Annotated in this window: 17 protein-coding genes and 1 pseudogene; 11 read left to right on the top strand and 7 right to left on the bottom strand. The window is 60.7% G+C overall.

Annotated elements, in window-relative coordinates; translation table 11 throughout:
- The first annotated feature begins 53 nt into the window (after positions 1-53).
- The 4 genes from PSH87_RS23900 to PSH87_RS23885 all read left to right on the top strand — a co-directional run bounded on the left by PSH87_RS23900 (position 54) and on the right by PSH87_RS23885 (position 3,296).
- Entirely contained in the window at positions 54-1,571 is a 1,518-nt protein-coding gene (locus PSH87_RS23900) for a CoA-acylating methylmalonate-semialdehyde dehydrogenase (protein WP_305431374.1), read from the top strand.
- 15 nt (positions 1,572-1,586) lie between these two features.
- Complete coding sequence (gene mmsB / locus PSH87_RS23895; RefSeq protein ID WP_017738405.1) at positions 1,587-2,480, top strand: 3-hydroxyisobutyrate dehydrogenase; 894 nt, start codon at positions 1,587-1,589, stop codon at positions 2,478-2,480.
- A gap of 69 nt (positions 2,481-2,549) precedes the next feature.
- The gene (locus PSH87_RS23890; protein WP_017738406.1) at positions 2,550-3,086 is read left to right on the top strand and encodes a hypothetical protein; all 537 of its coding nucleotides are present in this window, start codon (positions 2,550-2,552) and stop codon (positions 3,084-3,086) included.
- Positions 3,087-3,125: 39 nt separating this feature from the next.
- Positions 3,126-3,296 (top strand): hypothetical protein, encoded by a 171-nt coding sequence (locus tag PSH87_RS23885; protein WP_177325351.1) that lies wholly within the window; start codon positions 3,126-3,128, stop codon positions 3,294-3,296.
- A gap of 65 nt (positions 3,297-3,361) precedes the next feature.
- Here the strand turns inward: PSH87_RS23885 and PSH87_RS23880 are convergent, their stop codons facing one another.
- Positions 3,362-3,706 (bottom strand): cupin domain-containing protein, encoded by a 345-nt coding sequence (locus PSH87_RS23880; RefSeq protein ID WP_015885872.1) that lies wholly within the window; start codon positions 3,704-3,706, stop codon positions 3,362-3,364.
- A gap of 375 nt (positions 3,707-4,081) precedes the next feature.
- On the opposite strand from PSH87_RS23880, the gene kynB reads away from it, so the two are divergent.
- Together kynB and kynA are read left to right on the top strand one after the other, a co-directional pair.
- The gene (gene kynB, locus PSH87_RS23875) at positions 4,082-4,732 is read left to right on the top strand and encodes an arylformamidase (protein WP_026137001.1); all 651 of its coding nucleotides are present in this window, start codon (positions 4,082-4,084) and stop codon (positions 4,730-4,732) included.
- Positions 4,729-5,586 carry a tryptophan 2,3-dioxygenase gene (gene kynA / locus PSH87_RS23870; RefSeq protein WP_017738408.1) on the top strand — a complete coding sequence of 286 codons (858 nt, stop codon included), beginning with the start codon at positions 4,729-4,731 and terminating at the stop codon, positions 5,584-5,586. The genes kynB and kynA overlap by 4 nt, the downstream gene beginning before the upstream one ends.
- Positions 5,587-5,733: 147 nt before the next feature.
- Here kynA and PSH87_RS23865 read toward each other — a convergent pair whose 3' ends face one another.
- From PSH87_RS23865 to antA, 4 genes are all read right to left on the bottom strand, one after another.
- Positions 5,734-7,134 (bottom strand): amino acid permease, encoded by a 1,401-nt coding sequence (locus PSH87_RS23865; protein WP_017738409.1) that lies wholly within the window; start codon positions 7,132-7,134, stop codon positions 5,734-5,736.
- Positions 7,135-7,205: 71 nt separating this feature from the next.
- Complete coding sequence (antC, locus tag PSH87_RS23860) at positions 7,206-8,213, bottom strand: anthranilate 1,2-dioxygenase electron transfer component AntC (protein ID WP_305431372.1); 1,008 nt, start codon at positions 8,211-8,213, stop codon at positions 7,206-7,208.
- Positions 8,214-8,231: 18 nt separating this feature from the next.
- Complete coding sequence (gene antB, locus PSH87_RS23855) at positions 8,232-8,723, bottom strand: anthranilate 1,2-dioxygenase small subunit (RefSeq protein ID WP_305431371.1); 492 nt, start codon at positions 8,721-8,723, stop codon at positions 8,232-8,234.
- Complete coding sequence (gene antA / locus PSH87_RS23850; RefSeq protein WP_305431370.1) at positions 8,723-10,114, bottom strand: anthranilate 1,2-dioxygenase large subunit; 1,392 nt, start codon at positions 10,112-10,114, stop codon at positions 8,723-8,725. Before antA ends, antB begins: the two co-directional genes overlap by 1 nt.
- Positions 10,115-10,430: 316 nt before the next feature.
- On the opposite strand from antA, the gene PSH87_RS23845 reads away from it, so the two are divergent.
- Positions 10,431-11,411 carry a helix-turn-helix domain-containing protein gene (locus PSH87_RS23845; protein ID WP_305431369.1) on the top strand — a complete coding sequence of 327 codons (981 nt, stop codon included), beginning with the start codon at positions 10,431-10,433 and terminating at the stop codon, positions 11,409-11,411.
- A gap of 148 nt (positions 11,412-11,559) precedes the next feature.
- Here PSH87_RS23845 and PSH87_RS23840 read toward each other — a convergent pair whose 3' ends face one another.
- On the bottom strand, positions 11,560-12,435 hold the full coding sequence (locus tag PSH87_RS23840) for a LysR family transcriptional regulator (protein ID WP_305431368.1): 876 nt from the start codon (positions 12,433-12,435) through the stop codon (positions 11,560-11,562).
- A 114-nt stretch (positions 12,436-12,549) separates the two neighbouring features.
- Between PSH87_RS23840 and PSH87_RS23835 the strand changes: the two genes are divergently transcribed.
- The 3 genes and pseudogenes from PSH87_RS23835 (at position 12,550) to catA (ending at position 14,954) form a co-directional block, all read left to right on the top strand.
- Entirely contained in the window at positions 12,550-13,677 is a 1,128-nt protein-coding gene (locus PSH87_RS23835; protein WP_305431367.1) for a muconate cycloisomerase family protein, read from the top strand.
- 12 nt (positions 13,678-13,689) lie between these two features.
- Positions 13,690-13,982: pseudogene (catC, locus tag PSH87_RS23830) on the top strand (muconolactone Delta-isomerase).
- A 42-nt stretch (positions 13,983-14,024) separates the two neighbouring features.
- Entirely contained in the window at positions 14,025-14,954 is a 930-nt protein-coding gene (gene catA, locus PSH87_RS23825) for a catechol 1,2-dioxygenase (RefSeq protein ID WP_305431366.1), read from the top strand.
- Positions 14,955-15,095: 141 nt separating this feature from the next.
- On the opposite strand, the gene PSH87_RS23820 is transcribed toward catA, so the two are convergent.
- Positions 15,096-15,569 (bottom strand): Lrp/AsnC family transcriptional regulator, encoded by a 474-nt coding sequence (locus tag PSH87_RS23820; RefSeq protein ID WP_058420006.1) that lies wholly within the window; start codon positions 15,567-15,569, stop codon positions 15,096-15,098.
- A gap of 144 nt (positions 15,570-15,713) precedes the next feature.
- On the opposite strand from PSH87_RS23820, the gene kynU reads away from it, so the two are divergent.
- Positions 15,714-16,964 (top strand): kynureninase, encoded by a 1,251-nt coding sequence (gene kynU / locus PSH87_RS23815; RefSeq protein WP_305431365.1) that lies wholly within the window; start codon positions 15,714-15,716, stop codon positions 16,962-16,964.
- Positions 16,965-16,978: the final 14 nt, after the last annotated feature.

The raw sequence follows: 16,978 nt of genomic DNA, 5'->3' as shown, positions 1-16,978 counted from the left end.
CAAGGCGGTTCAACGCCTTGGTTCTCTGCATATCAATAAGAATTGGAGACCCTATGAACGCATCTGCCGATATTTCCGCACAACAGGTCAAGTTGCTGATCAACGGTGAATGGGTCGAGTCCAAGACCACCGAATGGCACGACATCGTCAACCCGGCCACCCAAGAGGTGCTGGCCAAAGTCCCGTTCGCCACGGCCGATGAAGTCAATGCCGCCATCGACGCCGCCCACCGCGCCTTCCAGACCTGGAAGCTGACCCCGATCGGCGCGCGCATGCGCATCATGCTCAAGCTGCAAGCGCTGATCCGCGAACATTCCAAACGCATCGCCGTCGTCCTCAGCGCCGAGCAGGGCAAGACCATTGCCGATGCCGAAGGCGATATTTTCCGTGGCCTGGAAGTGGTCGAGCACGCGTGCTCCATCGGCACCTTGCAGATGGGCGAATTCGCCGAAAACGTCGCCGGTGGCGTAGATACCTACACCCTGCGCCAACCCATCGGCGTGTGCGCCGGGATTACGCCGTTCAACTTCCCGGCGATGATTCCGCTGTGGATGTTCCCGATGGCGATTGCCTGCGGTAACACCTTCGTGCTCAAACCGTCCGAACAGGACCCGCTGTCCACCGTGCTGCTGGTGGAGCTGGCGCTCGAAGCGGGTGTTCCGCCTGGCGTGCTCAACGTGGTCCACGGCGGCAAGGATGTGGTGGATGCGCTGTGCACCCATAAAGACATCAAGGCCGTGTCCTTCGTCGGTTCGACCGCCGTCGGTACCCACGTCTACGACCTGGCCGGCAAACACGGCAAGCGCGTGCAATCGATGATGGGCGCGAAAAACCACGCCGTGGTGCTGCCCGATGCCAACCGCGAACACACCCTCAACGCCCTGGTCGGTGCCGGTTTTGGCGCGGCAGGCCAGCGCTGCATGGCCACCTCGGTGGTGGTGCTGGTGGGCGCGGCCAAGCAATGGCTGCCGGACCTCAAGGCGCTGGCGCAGAAACTCAAGGTCAATGCCGGCAGCGAAGCCGGCACGGATGTCGGCCCAGTGATCTCCAAGCGCGCCAAGGCACGCATCCTGGACTTGATCGAAAGCGGCGTGAAAGAAGGCGCCAAGCTGGAGCTGGACGGTCGCGATATCAAGGTGCCGGGCTACGAGCACGGCAACTTCGTCGGCCCGACCCTGTTCTCGGGCGTGACCACCGATATGCAGATCTACACCCAGGAAATCTTCGGCCCGGTGCTGGTGGTGCTCGAAGTTGCGACCCTCGATGAAGCCATCGCGCTGGTCAACGCCAACCCGTTCGGCAACGGCACCGGCCTGTTCACCCAAAGCGGTGCGGCGGCGCGTAAGTTCCAGAGTGAAATCGATGTAGGCCAAGTCGGCATCAACATCCCGATCCCGGTGCCGGTGCCGTTCTTCAGCTTCACCGGTTCCCGGGGTTCAAAGCTCGGCGACCTCGGCCCGTACGGCAAGCAAGTGGTGCAGTTCTACACCCAGACCAAGACCGTCACCAGCCGCTGGTTCGATGACGACACGGTCAACGATGGCGTCAACACCACCATCAACCTGCGCTGATTCCGGGAGACGACCATGAAGATTGCATTTATCGGCCTGGGCAACATGGGCGCGCCCATGGCCCGCAACCTGATCAAGGCCGGGCACGCGCTGAGCCTGTTCGACCTGAACCAGACGGTCCTCAAGGAACTGGCCGAACTGGGCGGCAGCATCAGCGCTTCACCGCGTGATGCCGCAAGCGGCGCGGAACTGGTGATCACCATGCTGCCGGCGGCGGCCCATGTGCGCAGCGTCTGGCTCGGTGAAGACGGCGTATTGGCCGGCATCGGCCAAGGTGTGCCGGCTGTGGATTGCAGCACCATCGATCCGCAGACCATCCGCGATGTCGCCGCTGCGGCGGCCAAGCATAGCGTTGCAGTCGCCGACGCACCGGTCTCCGGCGGCACTGGCGGCGCCGCAGCAGGGACGCTGACCTTCATGGTCGGCGCCAACCCGGAACTGTTCGCCACCCTGCAACCGGTGCTGGCGCAGATGGGCCGCAACATCGTGCACTGCGGCGACGTCGGCACCGGCCAGATCGCCAAGATCTGCAACAACCTGCTGCTGGGCATCAGCATGGTCGGCGTCAGCGAAGCCATGGCTTTGGGCGATGCACTGGGCATCGACACCCAGGTGCTGGCGGGGATCATCAACAGCTCCACCGGGCGTTGCTGGAGTTCTGATACCTACAACCCATGGCCGGGCGTGATTGAAACCGCGCCGTCGTCCCGTGGTTATACCGGTGGGTTTGGTGCTGATCTGATGCTCAAGGATCTGGGGCTGGCGACTGAAGCGGCACGCCAGGCTAAGCAACCTGTGATTCTGGGCGCGGTGGCGCAGCAGTTGTATCAAGCGATGAGCCAGCGTGGGGAAGGGGGCAAGGACTTCTCGGCGATTATCAACAGCTATCGCAAACCTGAAAAACCTTGAATTCATACTGAACTCAAGGCAACGCTCGATCTTGGTATCGTTTCCGCCGTTTCCAAGAATCTGATCGTTATGGCACGCCGATACTCGAACGCCCTCAAGTATTTGATCTTCCAATCGCAGTCGAAAAAATCGGCGCTGGCCGCATTCGCTGACCAATGGACTGAGTTGGGAGATCAATCACTCGATGCTTCAAAAGTCCGCCTTGATGTCATTGATGCTTGTGCCATTGAGGCCTTCAACCGTTGGGGAGGAGATGCTCAGTTTCCCTGGGAGGATGTACCTGACTGGAAGGCCCTGGATGTCAAAGGATTTGATTTGTCCATCTGGCATGATGAGCAGCTATGTGGCCTTTGTTACGCCACACCTCGCGACAGCAAAGTCACCATTAAAATTGTGCTTCTGGAAGGGAGCCCGGATAGCCAACATCCTTTGAAGGGCCTGATTGCCGCGCTTGCCCTGGCTGCCATCGACGCATATGCGCGTGTCATTGGTTGCTCGTGTATCGAGATTCAGGAACCGCTGCCAGATGCCATGGCTACTTATGCGCGGCTTGGCTTCGAATATGACGATAAGCAGCGCCTTGTGATTTCAGTCGAGCGCTCCTAGTATTGGGCACACATACAAGGCTTGCAGAGGCTTGGTTTGATGAAAACGACTACCCGGAAAACAAATGCGCAATTGGTCGCAGATTTTTCTGCCGAGGCAAAAAAGCTCGGTGGATTGATGTCAGCCAATCAAAAGAGATTTTTCAGCATTGCGATTGAACATGGCAAAGACATGGAGCCAGCAGGCCCCTTGGCTGGCAAGAGTCGCTGAGCCTTATGAAAGAAAACCGCCATTCACGGCGGTTTTTTTGTTTGTGAACTCGACTGACGATTCAATCAAGCAAACACAAAATACTTACGCACCGTCTCAACCACTTCCCACGTCCCCTTCATCCCCGGCTCCACCACAAAGATATCCCCAGCCCGCAGGTGAATCGGCTCCATCCCTTCTGGGGTGATGATGCAGTAGCCTTCCTGGAAGTGGCAGTATTCCCACTTCACATAGTCCACGTACCACTTGCCCGGTGTGCAGATCCAGGTGCCCATGATCTTGCTGCCGTCTTCGCTGGTGTAGGCGTTGAGGTTGACGGTGTGCGGGTCGCCTTCGAGCTTTTCCCATTTGCAGGCATCCAGGACCGGCAAGGGATGGGTGTCACGCAGTACGGTGATGGGCTTGGACATGATGTCTCCGAGGCAGGGAATGGAAAGGTCCACCCTAAGGCCTTGGGCGCAGGGCCAGTGGTCTGAACTCGACATCGGGATGTCCAGAAGCGCAGCCCGATGGTGATCCCACCAACACCACAGATCTCTGTGGGAGCCGGGCTTGCCCGCGATGGCGGCGGCCCATCTTGCATCTTTATTGCCTGATACACCGCTATTGAGGGCAAGCCCGGCTCCCACAGGGGATTGGGGTGTGCCCGAGCGATAGGTTTGTGCGTAAATCAGCCATTTCCTCGCAGTAAGTGCGAAAGATTTCCCACTCCACGCCAGAATTCGCAAGAAAATTCGCAGCAGGCCCTCGTATCATTCACTCCAGTAACCGCCGAGAGCCTTGAAATGAACCCAATAAAAACGTGGTGGGATATCAGCCCGCCCTTGAGTACGGCGACCCCGACCTGGCCGGGTGACACGCCGTTCCAGGAAGAGCGCGTGTGGCAGTTTGGCCCGGAGTGCCCGGTGAATGTCGGGCGCATTACCCTGTCGCCGCATACTGGCGCCCATGTGGATGCGCCGCTGCATTACAGCGCGGACGGTGCGCCGATCGGCGAGGTGTCGCTGGACGTGTACATGGGCCCGTGCCGCGTGTTGCATTGCCTGGACAGCGGCGCGCTGGTGCAGCCGCATCAGCTCGAAGGCCGTGTGGATAACGTGCCCGAGCGTGTGCTGCTGCGCACTTATCCACAAGCGCCGCTCACCGAATGGGATGTGAACTTCACCGCCATCGCCCCGCAAACCATCGAGTTGCTGGCCAGCCTGGGTGTGCGTTTGATCGGCATCGACACACCCTCCCTGGACCCGCAACAGTCGAAGACCATGGATTCCCACAACGCCGTGGCGCGTCATGGCATGGCGATTCTCGAAGGCATCGTGCTCGACGACGTGCCGGAGGGCGACTATGAACTGATCGCCCTGCCGCTGCGCTTTGCCAACCTCGACGCGAGCCCGGTCCGCGCCATTCTCCGCCCGCTCAAGGAGCCCACGCGATGAGCCAATGTCCCTTCTCTGCCGATTACCAACCGCCCGAAGAATGGCACAACGCCGAACTGAATTTTTCCGAGTCCATGAGCTACGGCGACTACCTGGACCTGGGCAAAGTCCTCAGCGCCCAGCACCCGCTGTCGCCGGACCACAACGAAATGCTCTTCATCATCCAGCACCAGACCTCTGAGCTGTGGATGAAACTGATGCTCCACGAACTCAAGGCCGCCCGCGAACACGTGCGCCTGGGGGAATTGCCGCCGGCGTTCAAGATGCTCGCGCGGGTGTCGCGCATCTTTGATCAACTGGTGCATGCCTGGGCGGTGCTGGCGACGATGACCCCGTCGGAATACAAGGCGATCCGCCCGTTCCTCGGGCAGTCGTCGGGGTTCCAGTCGTTCCAGTACCGGGAGATCGAATTTATCCTCGGCAATAAAAGCGCGGCGCTGCTTCGGCCCCACGCGCATCGGCCAGAACTGCTGAACGAGTTGAAAGTGGCGATTGCCACGCCGTCGCTGTATGACGAGGCGATCAATCTGATGCTCAAGGCCGGCCTGGCGATTGATCCAAAACGCGCCGAGCGCGACCCGACGGCCGCGACGGTGCACGATGAATCGGTGGAAGCGGCATGGCGCGAGGTGTATCGCGATCCGAGCCGGTATTGGGATTTGTATCAGTTGGCCGAGAAGTTTATCGACCTGGAGGATTCGTTCCGCCAGTGGCGTTTCCGCCATGTGACCACGGTGGAGCGGATCATTGGCTTCCAGCCGGGGACCGGCGGCACTGAAGGTGTGGGGTATTTGCGCAAGATGCTCGACACGGTGCTGTTCCCCGAGTTGTGGCGAGTACGCTCAACCCTCTAAACAAAAAAGCCCCGGATTACCGGGGCTTCTTCATTTTGGAATGCGATCAACACTGTGGGAGCTGGCTTGCCTGCGATAGCGGTACATCAGCCAGCACATCGGGTGACTGACACACCGCTATCGCGGGCAAGCCCGCTCCCACAGGGGTTACTGGGTCACTGCTACTTTCGTGTTGCGCACCCGCAACCGATAGGCAATGAAGATAATCCCCACCCACACCGGCATCGCAAACACCGAATTGCGAATCCCCGGAATCGCCAGCATCACGCTGATGATCACCACCATGAACGCCAGGCACAGGTAGTTGCTGAACGGGAACCAGAAGGTCTTGAACGACGGCGTCACGCCTTGCTCGCCCATGGCCTTGCGGAACTTGATGTGGGTGAGGCTGATCAGTGCCCAGTTGATCATCAGCGAGGCAACCACCAGCGCAAACAACAACTCCAGCGCACTGTGGGGTGCCACGTAGTTGACCACCACGCACAGCATCGTCACCAGGGCCGAAATCGCCAGGGCGCGCAGCGGTACGCCTTGTTTGTTCAGCTTCATCAGCGCTTTCGGCGCATCGCCTTGCTCGGCCAGGCCGAACAGCATGCGGCTGTTGCAGTACACGCCGCTGTTGTACACCGACAACGCCGCGGTCAGCACCACGAAGTTGAGGATGTGCGCTGCGGTGTCATTGCCGATCAGCGAGAAGATCTGCACAAACGGGCTGCCGCTGTAGGCATCGCCCGACGCGCCGAGGGTTTGCAGCAGTTGGTCCCATGGGTACAGCGACAGCAGCACGGTGAGGGCGCCGACGTAGAAAATCAGGATCCGGTACACCACCTGGTTGATCGCTTTCGGGATCACCTTGCGTGGCTCGCTGGCCTCGGCGGCAGTGATGCCCACCAGTTCCAGGCCACCAAACGAGAACATGATGAACGCCATCGACATCAACAGCCCCATGCCGCCGTTCGGGAAGAACCCGCCGTGGCTCCACAGGTTGCTGATGGACGCCTGCGGGCCGCCGGTGCCGCTGAACAGCAGGTAGCAGCCGAGCACGATCATGCCGACAATCGCCACCACCTTGATGATCGCGAACCAGAACTCGGCTTCACCAAAGAACTTCACGTTCAGGGTGTTTATCAGGTTCACCGCGACAAAAAACACCAGCGCACTGACCCAGGTCGGAATCTCCGGCCACCAGAACTGGATGTACTTGCCCACCGCCGTCAGTTCGGCCATGCCCACCAGGACGTAGAGCACCCAGTAGTTCCAGCCCGCGAGGAAGCCTGCGTAACCGCCCCAGTATTTGTGGGCGAAGTGGCTGAAGGAGCCGGCGACCGGTTCTTCGACAATCATCTCGCCGAGCTGGCGCATGATCAAAAACGCGATGAATCCCGCGATTGCGTAGCCGAGGATCATCGACGGGCCCGCCGACTTGAGCACCCCGGCCGAGCCGAGGAACAACCCCGTGCCAATCGCCCCTCCCAAGGCGATCAGCTGAATGTGCCGGTTCTTCAGGCCTCGCTTGAGGCCTACCGGGTTAACCATGTCATCCGCCATTAACATTCCCTTCTACTTGTTTTTCTCAGGGTTGAGTGCACGCCGCATCAGCCCCTCAGAAGTGCTGAGGGTCAGATATTACTCTGCGTAAACTTTTCGTAATACAACTGAACGCCAACAAGTGCCTGATCCGCCAGCCATTGTTGGATGGATTCGACCATTGGCGGGGGGCCGCACAGGTACATATCGGCCGAACTGTCCCGCAATTCGGCCAGGTCGAAATGGTCGGTGAGGTAGCCGCGTTTGCCGAGCCATTGCGGCGCGGGCGCGCTGAGGACCTCGGTGTAGCGAAACCCCGGGATTTTTTCGGCATAGGCCTGGATGCGCGGCCCTTCGCACAAGTCCTCGGCACCGCGTACGCCGTAATACAGATGCACCGGTTGGTCGCAACCGTTGGCGGCCAGCTCATCCAGCATGCCGAGCAAGGCCGACAACCCGGTGCCGCCGGCCACCAGCACCAGCGGCTTGGTCACGTGGCGCAGGTAAAAGGCCCCCAGCGGCGCTTCCATCACCAGTTCATCGCCCACTTGGCAACGCTCGCGCAAATAGTTGCTCATCACCCCGTCGGGCAGCAGGCGCACTAGAAATTGCAGCTGGGTGCCCGGCCGGTTGGCAAACGAGTACGAGCGCCAACTGTCCGTGCCCGGCACCGCAATACGCGCATATTGGCCGGGCAGGAAATCCAGCGCCTGGTCCAGCTGCACGTGCAGGATCGCCGTGCTGGCCGAGACCTGCTCCACCGCGCTCACCGTCCCGCGTACCTGCACCGGCCCCGGCGCGTTGCACAGGCTCGAATCGAAGTCGAAGTAGAAGGTCGCGTCGGACTGCACCCGCGTCTGGCAACTGAGCATCTTGCGCTGTTGCAGGTCGAGGCTGGACAAGGCTTCTTCGTCCACATAGTCCTGGCTGTAATCGCCGGATTCGCAGCGGCCCTGGCAGGTGCCGCACACGCCTTCGCGGCAATCCAGGGGGATCTTGATGCCATTGCGCAATGCCGCATCCAGCAGGATTTCATGGCTGCCCACGGGAAAGAACAGGGTCTTGCCGTCGGCAAAACTGAACGCCACTTTGTGATTCATCAACAACACTCCCGGTGCCTAGAGGTGATAGAAATCCAGCACCGAATTGATCGTGTCGTTGAGCAACAACGCATGCTTGCGCGTGATCAACCAACTGCCGCCATGGGGCTTGAGGCTATAAGTGGCATGGCCGTAGAACTGCTCCGAGGTGGCCAGGCGATAAAACAGCGTGTGCCAGTTCAACTTCACTTGCAGCGTGCCGTCGGCCTGTTCGGCAATGCGCACGTTGTTGATCAGGTGCAAGGTGCGCGGCATCGGTGTCGCCGACGCGGCCTTGCCGGTGCGCAGGCGGAACACGCGGTCTTCCAGGCCCGAGCGGTTGGCGTAGTAGATCAGCGACATCTCGCGCTTGGGGTCGCGGGTGTAGACGTGTTCCGAGTCCCACTGCGGCAGATGGAATTCACTGTGGGGGTCGAACAGTTGCACGTAGGCGTCCCAGTCCTGGGCGTCGCACAGCTCGGACTTGCGGTAGAAGAACTGCTCGATCTGGTACTGCAATGCGGCATTCATCATTCCACCTCCCGCAGTGTCAGCGCTTGTTTGTCGAGGCCATTGAGGAGGAAGCGTTGCCAGTTGCGGTGCTGGTTCACGTACAGGCCTTCGTGGGTGAATTCGGTGCCGGTCATCGCCGGTTGGATGCCAATGGCTTCGCTGTTGGGCGTGGGCCCGGTCTCCCAGCGGTGGCTGCCGCGGGAGATATCGCTCCAGCGTTCCAGCCGGCCCTGGAAGCCGCGCTGGGCTTCGCGGAACTCCACGAGGTCGTCCGGCGTGCCCATGCCGGAGACGTTGAAGAAATCTTCAAACTGGCGGATGCGGTTTTCGCGATCGGCATCGGACTCGCCCTTGACCCCCAGGCATTGGCTGATGATCTCGGTCTTGTTCCACGCCACCGGGCGGATGATGCGCAGTTGCGAGCTGATCTGGTCGAGAAAGAACAGGCTCGGGTAGATGTTCAGGTTGCGCAGGCGGTGCATCATCCACTCGGCTTTTTGCTGGCCGTGTTCCGCGACGAGACGCGGCATGATGGTGGCGTAGCCGGAGCGCACGCTCGGGTTGGGCATGTCGCTGAACAGCACGCTGTGGCCGTTGTTGAAGGCAAACCAGCCGTCATCGGTATTCGCATCGCCGGCGCCGAGTTTGCTGTAGTCCAGCGTGCTGCCGGAGCCGGTGCCGTTTTCCGTATTCACCTGCTGGCGATGCTGCACCGTGGCCACGTAGTTGTAGTGCACGGTGCTGACGTGATAACCGTCCAGGCCGTTTTCGTTTTGCAGCTTCCAGTTGCCGTCGTAGGTGTAGGCGGACTTGCCCGGCAGCACTTCCAGCTCACCGCTGGCGGACTGGGCGACCATCATGTCGAAGAACACCTTGGCGTCGCCGAGGAAGTCTTCCAGGCGGTCGGTGCCATTCACATCGAGGCTGATGAATACAAAACCCTTGTAGCTGTCGATACGGGCTTTTTTCAGGCCGCGCGTCGCCTTGTCGAAACCTTCCGGGTATTCCCCCGGCGCCTTGACCTTTACCAGCCGGCCATCGCTCTTGTAGCACCAGGCGTGGAACGGGCAGGTAAAGGTCGACTGGTTGCCCTTGCCAACCCGCGTCAACGTGGTGCCGCGATGCTGGCAGGCGTTGATCAGCGCATTCAGCTGGCCCTCGCCGTCGCGGGTGATGATCATCGGCTGGCGTCCGGCGCGCATCGTCACGAAGTCGTGGTTGTTGGCGAGTTCGCTTTCGTGGCAGGCGTAGATCCAGTTTTTCTCGAAGATCAGTTCCATCTCCAGGTCGAACAGCTGCGGCTCGGTGAACATGTCGCGGGCGATGCGGAACACCTCATCGGCCGGGCGAAAATCCAGGCAACCTTCGATAAACGTTTTCCACTGCTCGACGCTTCTTGCACCACTCATGGGAGGCACCTTTTTTGATAGGGGCTAATCGGTGGTTTATTAGAGGCAGCGGGGCAGGGCGCGGGCTATCCGCTTAATCGGGGAAGGTGCGCCGGATAATTGGGCAGCAAATACCCACGGCGGTGCAGGGCGGTGACGCAATGCGCTACTGTCTTGGCGGGCAATTGCCGGAATAGTCCTACGTTTATCCACATAGTCCGCCGGTGCTATCCACTCAGTGGCAATGCCCCCGGCGTGGCGTGGAACTTGCTGTCGAACACTAACAATGACGCGCCGCCAGAGCGCGCGAACGCCTAACCGCCGTGGGTGCATCCTGATGAGCAGCCAAACGATTCAACGTTTCGACCTGGAGGGCGCCCGCAGCTGGATGTCCGGTATCTGCGGGCCCCATCGCCTGACCACCGCCACACCCGAGCGCTTGCGCTTCCACCACAGCGCCAATGTGCTCAAGTCCCGCGCCACCACCTTGGGCGTGATCGAATATGGCACCGACGTGACCATCGACATTGAAGACGCCGAGCACTTCAGCAGCTACAGCCTGAGCCTGCCGCTGGAAGGCGAGCAGGAACTGAGCAAGAACGGCGAGCGCCTGAGTTCCAACCGTGACCAAGGCGTGATCATCTCGCCCAACGAACACCAGGTGCTGGCGATTTCCGGCGACTGCCGCAAGTTGCAGGTGGTGATCACGCGGGCGGCGATGAGTGAGTCCCTGGAGGGTTTGCTGCAACGCCCGATTGACACGCCGCTGCGCTTTGAATCGGTGATGGATGCGGTGGAAGGCGCGTCGGCGTCGTGGTGGCGCATGGCGCGCTACTTTATTGCCGAGTTGGAATGCAGCAGCGAACTGTATGAACAGGCGGCGTTTACCCGCGACCTGGAAAGCTCGCTGATCAAGGGCTTGATCCTCGCGCAGCCGAACAACTATTCAGAGGAACTGCGCGATGTGCTGGGGGTGAAACTGCCGCACTACCTGATCCGGGCGCGGCAGTTTATCCACGACAACGCCCGCGAAGCGGTGCACCTGGAAGACCTGGAAGCTGCGGCTGGGGTGTCGCGGTTCAAGTTGTTTGATGCGTTTCGCAAGTATTTTGCCTTGTCGCCCATGGTCTATTTGAAGAAGTACCGGTTGAGTGCGGTGCGCCAGGAGATTCTTGAGCTTGGTGCGACGCGGACCATTTCCGAGATTGCCTTGGGGTGGGGGTTTACGCACTTGGGGCGGTTCTCGGCGGAGTACCGCAAGTTGTTTGACGAGTCCCCCAGCCAGACGCTGCAACGCAAGCGCTTGCGCGGTACCTGAAAACTATGGAGATCAAACTGTGGGAGCTGGCTTGCCTGCGATGGCGGTGGATCAGCTTGCATATGTGTTTCTGACCCGCCGCCATCGCAGGCAAGCCAGCTCCCACACAAGCCAGGTCCCACATTGGATTTGGGGTGTTTTTGAAAGCTCAGATCAGCTCCTCTACCAACTGCAAACAATGCCTCAGCCCCAGCGACTGATCATTCACCCGTCGGCTGAGGATAATCGGCGACGTCGCCGTGGCCTCCACCACCGGCGTATAGCCAATATCCGCCCGGTGCAGCACCTGCACCGACGCCGGCACCAGCGTCACGCCCATCCCGGCGCCGACCAGGCCGATGGCGGTCTGCAACTCGTTGGTCCACTGCGCCACCTGGAGGCTCAAGCCATGGGCGTCAAACAAGGCAATCACGTGGTCGGCATAGCTGGGGCGCGGGTTGCCGGGGTAGAGCACAAACGGCTCGGCGGCCAACTGCGCCAGCGTGGCGGGCGCGGCGAGCAACGGGTGACCGGCGGGGAGCACAGCCACCAGGCGGTCTTCCACCAACACGCGCTGGACGATGGCCGGGTCGTCGATGCGAATCCGCCCGAAGCCCACATCGATGCGCCCGGCCTTGAGTGCTTCGACCTGCTGCAAGGTGGTCATCTCCGACAGCCCCAGCTCCAGCTCCAGCGCCTCGTGGTTGCGCAGGCGGCGGATCAACTCCGGCAGCACGCCGTACAGCGTCGAGGGTGCGAAACCGATGCCCAGCCAGGTCTTCTCGCCCTGGCCAATGCGGCGGGTGTTGTCGCACACCTTGTGCAGTTGCTCCAGCAACACATTGGCGTGTTCATAGAAAAACCGCCCGGCCTCGGTCAGCCGCAGCGGGCGGCCGCGCTCCAGCAGGATCACGCCCAGTTCCTCTTCCAATTGCTGGATCTGCCGGCTCAGCGGCGGTTGGGCGATGTGCAGGCGTTCGGCGGCGCGGGTGAAGTTGAGGGTTTCGCCCAGCACCTGGAAATAGCGCAGGTGACGCAGTTCCATGTCAGCTCCCTTCATACCTTGAGAGTATTGTTTGAGACTAATTCTATATTGGAACCCAGAAAAAATGCGGGACAGAATCGACGCAAATCTATAAAGAACCCAGCGGGTATTGCCATGCCGATTTGCGCCATCGAGTCGATCGAGACGATTATTGTCGATCTGCCTACCATCCGCCCGCACAAGCTGGCGATGCACACCCTGCAAAACCAGACGCTGGTGATCATCCGCCTGCGCTGCGCCGATGGCCTCGAAGGCATCGGCGAAGCCACCACCATCGGCGGCTTGAGCTATGGCAACGAAAGCCCGGACAGCATCAAGGTCAACATCGACCGCCACTTCGCCCCGCTGTTGATCGGCCAGGATGCGAGCAATATCAACGCCGCCATGTTGCGCCTGGAGCGCAGCATCCGAGGCAACACCTTTGCCAAGTCCGGCATTGAAAGCGCCTTGCTCGACGCCTTGGGCAAACGCCTGAACCTGCCGGTCAGCGAACTGCTCGGCGGCCGTGTGCGCGATGCGCTGCCGGTGGCCTGGACGCTGGCCAGCGGTAACACCGAAAAGGACATCGCCGAGGCTGAGAAGATGCTCGACTTGCGCCGTCACCGCATCTTCAAACTGAAGATCGGTGCTGGTGAAGTCAGCCAGGATCTGGCCCATGTGATCGCGATCAAAAAAGCCCTGGGCGACCGCGCCAGTGTGCGCGTGGACGTCAATCAGGCCTGGGATGAAGCCGTCGCCCTGCGCGCTTGCAAGGTGTTGGGCGACAACGGTATTGACCTGATCGAGCAGCCGATTTCGCGCAACAACCGGGGCGGCATGGCCCGGCTCAACCTGTCCAGCCCGGCGCCGATCATGGCGGATGAGTCCATCGAGTGCGTGGAAGACGCTTTCAACCTGGCCCGCGAAGGCGCGGCCTCGGTGTTCGCCCTCAAGATCGCCAAGAACGGCGGCCCGCGCGCCGTGTTGCGCACCGCCGCGATTGCCGAAGCGGCCGGCATCGGCCTGTACGGCGGCACCATGCTCGAAGGCGGCATCGGCACCCTGGCCTCGGCCCATGCGTTCCTGACGTTGAACAAACTGGCGTGGGACACCGAGCTGTTCGGCCCGCTGCTGCTGACCGAAGACATCCTCGCCGAGCCGCTGGTGTATCGCGATTTCCACTTGCATGTCTCCACTGCCCCGGGCCTGGGCCTGGCCATTGATGAAGAGCGCCTGGCGTTCTTCCGTCGTGACACACACTAAGAGGCGCCTGACATGTTGTTCCACGTAAAAATGACCGTGAACCTGCCATTGGACATGCACCCCGAGCGTGCCCGCCGCCCTCAAGGCCTGAAGAGAAGGCGTTGGCCCAGCGCCTGCAACACGAGGGCAAATGGCGTCACCTGTGGCGCATCGCCGGGCTCTACGCCAACTACAGCGTGTTCGATGTCGACAGCGTGCAAGAACTGCACGACCTGCTGATGCAACTGCCGCTTTACCCCTACATGGCCATCGAAGTGAACGCGCTGTGCCGGCACCCTTCGTCGATCCATGAGGACGACCGTTAAGCCCGTTTTCAACACTAATAATGACAAGATGAGGATTGCACCATGTCCATCCGAATTTCCCAGACTGCCCATGCCCAACGGTTTCTCGAAGAAGTCAGCGGCAACCTCAACGACGGCGGCAACCCACGCACCAAGGCGCTGATCTACCGAATCCTGCGGGACACGGTGAATATCATCGAAGACCTGGAAGTGACCCCGGAAGAGTTCTGGACGGCGGTCAACTACCTCAACGAATTGGGCAAGCACCAGGAAGCCGGTCTGCTCGCCGCCGGATTGGGCCTGGAGCACTACCTGGACTTGCTGATGGACGCCGCCGACGAAGAAGCCGGCAAATCCGGCGGCACGCCGCGCACCATCGAAGGCCCGCTGTACGTGGCCGGCGCGCCGCTCTCCAAGTTCGAGGCGCGGCTGGACGATGGCACCGACGCGGCGGCGCCGCTGTTTATGCGCGGCCAGGTGCGCGACACCGACGGCAAGCCGTTGGCCGGGGCGATTGTCGATGTGTGGCAGGCCAATTCGGGTGGGACTTACTCGTGGTTTGACCCTTCCCAGTCCGCGTTCAACCTGCGCCGCCGCATCGAGACCGATGCCCAGGGCAACTACCGGTTCCGCAGCATTGTGCCGTCGGGCTACGGTTGCCCGCCGACCGGGCCGACCCAGCAGTTGCTCGATCAACTGGGCCGCCACGGGCAGCGGCCGGCGCATATTCACTTCTTTATCTCGGCGCCGGGCCATCGGCACCTGACCACGCAGATCAACCTGTCGGATGATCCGTACCTGCATGATGACTTTGCCTATGCGACGCGGGATGAGTTGATTGCCGAGATTCGTTTCAGTGACGATCAGCAACTGGCGCGGGAGTTTGGGGTAGAAGGGCGGTTTGCGCAGATTGATTTTGACTTTGAGTTGCAGTCGTCGGCTGCGCCGGTAGAGCAAAAGCGCATGCAGCGCGTGCGTGCCCTGGAAGACTGAATAACACGGTCCAAAATGTCGGAACTGGACCCTGTGGGAGCTGGCTTGCCTGCGATAGCTATGTAACATTCACCACCGCTATCGCAGGCAAGCCAGCTCCCACAGGGTCCAGTTTTTGCAGGTTTTTTTGTGGTGTTGCGACTATTTGCGGATGACCAGGTCCAACACCTCATCCCGATCCTTGATCTTCTGCAACACAATCTCCGAACGGATATCCATCACCCCCGCCGTGCGGTTCAGGTGGTTCACGATGAAGTCCGAAAAGTGCTTGAGGTTGCGCGCCTGCACCCGCAGCACATAGTTGCTCGCGCCGGTGATCACATAGGCACTGGCCACTTCCGGCCAGCCTTGCACCTTCTTGATAAACGTCTCATGCCAATCCTCCACATCCTGGCGCAGGGACAGGTGCACGATGGCCTCCAACTCGATGCCCAACTGCTCGGCATTCAGCACGGCGCGGTAGCCACTGATCACGCCTTCGCTTTCCAGCAGGCGCAAGCGGCGCAGGCACGCGGACGGTGACAGCGCGACTTTCTCTGCCAGTTCCTGGTTGCTGATACGCCCATCCTGTTGCAGGAAATGCAGGAGGCGCAGGTCGGTGGCGTCGAGAATCATGCTTAGAATAAATCCGCGTGTTTAGAGGTTTAATTCGAATTTCCTACAGCTTAATTAGCTTGTTACCCGTCACTTTGCACGAAAATTCTCTAAATCTTCGTTCATTATTTGGTCCATCTTCACTTATAAAAACCAGGACAGACCATGACCACCCGAAGCCATTGCCAAACCCTCGACGATCAAGACCTGCTGGCGCCGCTGCGCCAGCAGTTCGCCTTGCCCGACGGCGTCATCTACCTCGACGGCAACTCCCTCGGCGCCCGCCCGGTAGCGGCGCTGGCGCGGGCGCAACAGGTGATCAGCGAGGAGTGGGGCAATGGCTTGATCCGCAGCTGGAACAGCGCCGGCTGGGCGGAGTTGTCCCAGCGCCTGGGCAATCGCCTGGCCCCGCTGATCGGTGCGCGCGATGGCGAAGTGGTGATCACCGATACCACCTCGATCAACCTGTTCAAGGTGCTCAGCGCCGCGTTGACGGTACAGCGCCAGCGCCAACCGCAGCGCAAGGTGATCGTCAGCGAAGCGAGCAACTTTCCCACCGACTTGTACATCGCCGAAGGCCTGGCCGAGCTGCTGCAACAGGGTTATTCCCTGCGGCTGGTCAACAGCCCGGACGAGTTGCCGCACGCCATCGACGCCGACGTGGCGGTGGTGATGCTCACCCACGTCAACTACAAGACCGGCTACATGTACGACATGCAGGCGCTGACCGCGTTGAGCCACGAATGCGGTGCGCTGAGTATCTGGGACTTGGCGCATTCGGCGGGCGCGGTGCCCATCGACCTGCACCAGGCCGAGGCGGATTACGCGATTGGTTGCACCTACAAATACCTCAATGGCGGCCCCGGCTCCCAGGCGTTTGTGTGGGTCAACCCGGCGCTGGTGGACCTGGTGCGCCAGCCGTTGTCGGGCTGGTTTGGGCACACGCGCCAGTTCGCCATGGAGTCGACCTATGCGCCGAGCGCCGGGATTGCCCGTTACCTGTGCGGCACCCAGCCGATCACCTCGCTGGCCATGGTGGAATGCGGCCTGGAGATTTTTGCGCAGACCGATATGGCCAGCTTGCGCACAAAGTCCCTGGCGTTGACCGACTTGTTTATCGCGTTGGTCGAAGCGCGTTGCGCCGCCCATGGCCTGGCGCTGATCACCCCGCGTGAACACGCCAAGCGCGGCAGTCATGTGAGTTTTGAACATCCCGAAGGGTACGCGGTGATCCAGGCGCTGATCGCCCGGGGCGTGATCGGTGACTACCGCGAGCCGCGCATCATGCGGTTTGGGTTTACGCCGTTGTACACCAGCTTTACCGAGGTATTCGATGCCGTGGAAATCCTCGGTGAAATCCTCGACAACAACACCTGGAACCAGCCGCAATTCAAAGTCCGCAACAGCGTGACCTGACACAACACCGATCA

The sequence above is a fragment of the Pseudomonas sp. FP453 genome (assembly GCF_030687495.1).
In the GTDB taxonomy this organism is placed as follows: domain Bacteria; phylum Pseudomonadota; class Gammaproteobacteria; order Pseudomonadales; family Pseudomonadaceae; genus Aquipseudomonas.
The sequence above is the reverse complement of the archived record's forward strand: the minus strand, read 5'-3'. Positions and strand labels throughout refer to the sequence as shown.

Coding starts and splice junctions, on each gene's coding strand:
- PSH87_RS23900 (WP_305431374.1), top strand. CDS start 54: ATGAACGCATCTGCCGATATTTCCGCACAACAGGTCAAGTTGCTGATC.
- mmsB (WP_017738405.1), top strand. CDS start 1,587: ATGAAGATTGCATTTATCGGCCTGGGCAACATGGGCGCGCCCATGGCC.
- PSH87_RS23890 (WP_017738406.1), top strand. CDS start 2,550: ATGGCACGCCGATACTCGAACGCCCTCAAGTATTTGATCTTCCAATCG.
- PSH87_RS23885 (WP_177325351.1), top strand. CDS start 3,126: ATGAAAACGACTACCCGGAAAACAAATGCGCAATTGGTCGCAGATTTT.
- PSH87_RS23880 (WP_015885872.1), bottom strand. CDS start 3,706: ATGTCCAAGCCCATCACCGTACTGCGTGACACCCATCCCTTGCCGGTC.
- kynB (WP_026137001.1), top strand. CDS start 4,082: ATGAACCCAATAAAAACGTGGTGGGATATCAGCCCGCCCTTGAGTACG.
- kynA (WP_017738408.1), top strand. CDS start 4,729: ATGAGCCAATGTCCCTTCTCTGCCGATTACCAACCGCCCGAAGAATGG.
- PSH87_RS23865 (WP_017738409.1), bottom strand. CDS start 7,134: ATGGCGGATGACATGGTTAACCCGGTAGGCCTCAAGCGAGGCCTGAAG.
- antC (WP_305431372.1), bottom strand. CDS start 8,213: ATGAATCACAAAGTGGCGTTCAGTTTTGCCGACGGCAAGACCCTGTTC.
- antB (WP_305431371.1), bottom strand. CDS start 8,723: ATGAATGCCGCATTGCAGTACCAGATCGAGCAGTTCTTCTACCGCAAG.
- antA (WP_305431370.1), bottom strand. CDS start 10,114: ATGAGTGGTGCAAGAAGCGTCGAGCAGTGGAAAACGTTTATCGAAGGT.
- PSH87_RS23845 (WP_305431369.1), top strand. CDS start 10,431: ATGAGCAGCCAAACGATTCAACGTTTCGACCTGGAGGGCGCCCGCAGC.
- PSH87_RS23840 (WP_305431368.1), bottom strand. CDS start 12,435: ATGGAACTGCGTCACCTGCGCTATTTCCAGGTGCTGGGCGAAACCCTC.
- PSH87_RS23835 (WP_305431367.1), top strand. CDS start 12,550: ATGCCGATTTGCGCCATCGAGTCGATCGAGACGATTATTGTCGATCTG.
- catA (WP_305431366.1), top strand. CDS start 14,025: ATGTCCATCCGAATTTCCCAGACTGCCCATGCCCAACGGTTTCTCGAA.
- PSH87_RS23820 (WP_058420006.1), bottom strand. CDS start 15,569: ATGATTCTCGACGCCACCGACCTGCGCCTCCTGCATTTCCTGCAACAG.
- kynU (WP_305431365.1), top strand. CDS start 15,714: ATGACCACCCGAAGCCATTGCCAAACCCTCGACGATCAAGACCTGCTG.